The 3,597-nt window shown below is 65.6% G+C and carries 4 protein-coding genes and 1 pseudogene; 2 read left to right on the forward strand and 3 right to left on the reverse strand.

Annotated features, from left to right (window positions below; genetic code table 11):
* A partial coding sequence (locus EN991_RS27740) for an amidase (protein ID WP_127369948.1) occupies positions 1–940 on the reverse strand: 940 nt, incomplete at its 3' end.
* Between the two features lie 174 nt (positions 941–1,114).
* Here EN991_RS27740 and EN991_RS27745 point away from each other — a divergent pair.
* Positions 1,115–1,393 carry a GFA family protein gene (locus EN991_RS27745; RefSeq protein WP_128278686.1) on the forward strand — a complete coding sequence of 93 codons (279 nt, stop codon included), beginning with the start codon at positions 1,115–1,117 and terminating at the stop codon, positions 1,391–1,393.
* 97 nt (positions 1,394–1,490) lie between these two features.
* Here EN991_RS27745 and EN991_RS27750 read toward each other — a convergent pair.
* Positions 1,491–2,273 (reverse strand): annotated as a pseudogene (locus tag EN991_RS27750) (MFS transporter); the annotation flags it as partial.
* Between the two features lie 136 nt (positions 2,274–2,409).
* Between EN991_RS27750 and EN991_RS27755 the strand changes: the two are divergent.
* Positions 2,410–2,841 (forward strand): DUF4437 domain-containing protein, encoded by a 432-nt coding sequence (locus EN991_RS27755; protein WP_127369949.1) that lies wholly within the window; start codon positions 2,410–2,412, stop codon positions 2,839–2,841.
* Positions 2,842–2,854: 13 nt separating this feature from the next.
* Here the strand turns inward: EN991_RS27755 and EN991_RS27760 are convergent.
* A partial coding sequence (locus EN991_RS27760) for an ABC transporter ATP-binding protein (RefSeq protein ID WP_164769410.1) occupies positions 2,855–3,597 on the reverse strand: 743 nt, incomplete at its 5' end.

The following is a 3,597-nucleotide window of genomic DNA, read 5'->3' on the forward strand; positions in this document are numbered from 1 at the left end:
GGCCGCTGACGTGCGGGTCGACCGGCGCGGATGCCCCTGTCGCCAGCCAGTCGGCATGCACTTCGGCCCCCTCCATCGCAGCGATCGAGCCCCGCTTGGTCGCCGAACGAAAGTCTGCGAGCAAGTCGTCGATCGATATGTCCGCCAGGTGCGCTCCTATCTGCTCGATCTCGCGAAGGCTGCGTTCGAACGCCGCGGCGACCTCACTTTCAGTGTCTTCGAAAAGAAGCCCGCGCGGAATGCCGACGCGAAGCCCGGTAAGCGGCAGCGGCACGTGCAATGCCGGCGGTTCTTCGCCGGCCATCGCGGCATCGGCGACCGCGCATGCGGTGACGCTCAGCGCCAGCGGTCCAATCGAATCCAGCGTTGCCGACAATGGGTAGGCGCCGGTCAATGGCACGCGCCGCGCCGTCGGCTTGAAGCCGACGACGCCGTTCAGCGATGCCGGTATGCGCACCGAACCGCCCGTATCCGAGCCAATGGCGATGTCGCAGGTGCCTTCGCCGACCGAAACGCCGGCGCCCGAAGACGAACCTCCCGGGATACGGCTGGCATCCATCGCATTGCCGGGCGTGCCATAGTGCTGGTTGTCACCGATCGCGGTGAAGGCGAATTCGGTCATGTTGGTCTTGCCGACGATGACCGCGCCGGCCTGCCGCAGCCGGCTGACGATCACGGCATCGCGCAAGGCGGGCGCGGCGGTCTTGAGCATCAGCGAGCCGGCCGTGGTTGGCTCGCCGGCGACATCGAACAAATCCTTGATCGAGACGATGGTGCCGTCGAGCGGCCCGAGCGTCACGCCGGCTTGGCTGCGCGCATCGCTGGCATCGGCCGCGGCCCTCGCGGCTTCGGCATAGAGCTTCGTGAACACACGCTCTTCGCCGGCACGGGCGGCGAGGCGCGCAAGGATGATTTCCAGATGATCACGGACGGATTGCATTTTCGGTGTCGGACTCCGGACGCCCTGAACGTCTTAAGGGATAGCGGCCAGTGCCTGGCTTGCCGAGACTTAACCCGGCGCAGACGGTTTTGCACCCTGTCGAATGCGAGGAACAAAGGCAGTTGCCACTGCGGCAAGGTCGCCTTCGAATTCAAGGCCGAACTGACCAGCGCCATCAGGTGCAATTGCTCGATCTGCTCGCGCAAGGGCGCCCTGTTGTGTGCCATCCCGCACGGGACCTTGCGGGTCCTGGCCTGGGGCGACGATTTGGGCACCTACACATTCGGCAATCATGCCATCGCGCACCGGTTCTGCCGGGCCTGCGGCATCCATCCCTTTGCGGAGGATGTCCGCGAGGGCCGTGAACGCAGCGCCTACATCAACATCAACTGCGTGGCCGATCTCGACCCCTCGACCCTGTCGGTCTTCGATTTCGACGGGCGGTCGGCCTGAGTTCGTTCGTCGCTGCCGTCACAACGGCGTCGACCCGAAAACCGTGATGGTTCTCGGGCCGACGCGCAGGTGTCAGGGAAGCCTGATTGCGGCGAGGCTACTCGGCCTGCTTCGGGCCGCGCAGGAACACCACGCTGGCCGCCAGCAATGTCGCCGCGCCGCAATGGGCGAAGGCACTGGCGACGCCGGTGTGGTCGACCAGCAGGCCGCCGAAGACGGCGCCGAGCGCGATCGCCACCTGGAACGTCGCCACCATCAGTCCGCCGGCGCTTTCTGCCTGGTCGGGTGCTGCCCGCACCAGCCAGCTCTGCAGCCCGACCGGAACCGCGCCGAAAGCAAAGCCCCAGACCGCAACGGCGGCAGCGGCGATCGTCGGCGAAGCTCCGAAAACCAGCATCGAGGCGGCGGCCGGTGCGATCAGCAAGGGCGCCAGCCCAACGGCTGCCTTGAGGCTGCGCTCGGCCAGGATGCCGCCGGCGACATTGCCGAAGAAGCCGCCAATGCCATAGGCCAGCAGCACCAGCGAGATCGTCTCGATGTCGAGCACGGGGACCTTCTCGAGGAAGGGACGGACATAGGTGAAGCCGGCAAAGTGTCACGAAGCGACCAGCAGCGCCACTCTGATCGACGGACGCTTCAGCACGTCGAGCAAGGTGCGGAAGCTTGCCACACCCACGGGGGGCAATTTCGGAATGGTGGCCAGCTGCACCAGCAGCGCCAGGGCGGCGACCACGGTCGCAATCATGAAGGCCGTGCGCCAGCCCCAGATGTCACCGACATAGGCGCCGACCGGCGCCGCACAGACGGTCGCCAGCGAAACGCCGGTCAGGATGATCGACATGGCGCGCGGCATCAATCGCATCGGCACCAGCCGCAGCGCGGCCGTGGATCGCTGGGTCTGGATGAATTGCCAAGCCTTCCGGACGCAATGCCATTGCCGGGCCACCCGCATGCAATAGCTTGCCAGAACCAGGCAGCGAGAGGCCGGCGGCAAGCCGGTCCGAAGAGGAGAACCAATGCCAAATCATCCGAAGCTCATCGCACTCGCCGTCATGCTTGCGGTTCCCGGGCGCGCCTTTGCCCTCGAGGACAGCTACCTGCCGGCCGACAGGATCCCCTATATGGCGGAAGTACCCGACCAGCCGCATCGTCTTGGCCCATTGTGGGGCGAGCGGGCCAAGGGTCCGGCAGGCACGTTGCTGAAGGTTCCCGGCAACTGGCGCGCACCGGTCCATGCGCACACCGCGGATTATCGTGCGGTGGTCATAAAGAGGATGTGGGCGCACTGGCAGATGGATGGCGGCGAGGCGACCAAGGTCGAACTGCCTCCTGGATCCTACTGGACCCAGAAAGCCAATGAGATGCATGACGACGCCTGCGTCTCCGACACGGAATGCGTGATCCTGCTGATCAACGACACGCCCTACGAAACCTACTTCCAGAAATAGGCTCGCATGCAGCCTATGAGGCGTGTCGCAAGCTGACGCCGCTGCCCTTGTCGAACAGCACCACCTTGTCGGGGTTCCAGGCAAAGCGCACCGCCTGCTCGATGGCGACATCGGTCCTGGCCGGCACGGTGGCACGCAGTGTCGTGTCGCCGACGCGCAGCGTCAGGATCTTTTCGACGCCGTGGTTCTCGACGTCGTGGACACGCGCCTCGACCGGCGCGCCGCTCTCGAGATGGACGTCCTCGGGACGAATGCCGAAGACGAGCGGGCGACCATCGGTCGCCCCGCCCGCCTTGGCACCCCCTGAAAAAGGCAATTCGAAATTCAGCGGCGCCATCACCGCGCGGCCGTTCACGAGCTTGCCGTCGATGAGGTTCATCGGCGGCGAGCCGACGAAGCTCGCCACATAGGTGTCGCGTGGATTGTTGTAGATCTCATGCGGTGTGCCGGTCTGGACGATTCGGCCATGGTTGAGCACGCCGACCTTGTCACCCATCGACATCGCCTCGATCTGATCGTGGGTGACGAACAGGAAGGTGGCGCCGAGCTGTATCTGCAGGTTCTTCAGTTCAGTCCGCAGCGCCTCGCGCAGCTTGGCGTCGAGCGCAGACAGCGGCTCGTCCATCAGGAACACACGCGGCTTGCGCACGATGGCGCGGCCGATCGAGACGCGCTGCATCTCGCCGCCGGACAGCCGATCCGTCTTGCGGTCGAGCAGATGCTCGATCCGCAGCGTACGGGCGGCACGGTCGACAC

The organism is Mesorhizobium sp. M7A.F.Ca.US.005.03.2.1 (assembly GCF_003997795.1).
Taxonomy (GTDB): Bacteria; Pseudomonadota; Alphaproteobacteria; order Rhizobiales; family Rhizobiaceae; genus Mesorhizobium; species Mesorhizobium ciceri.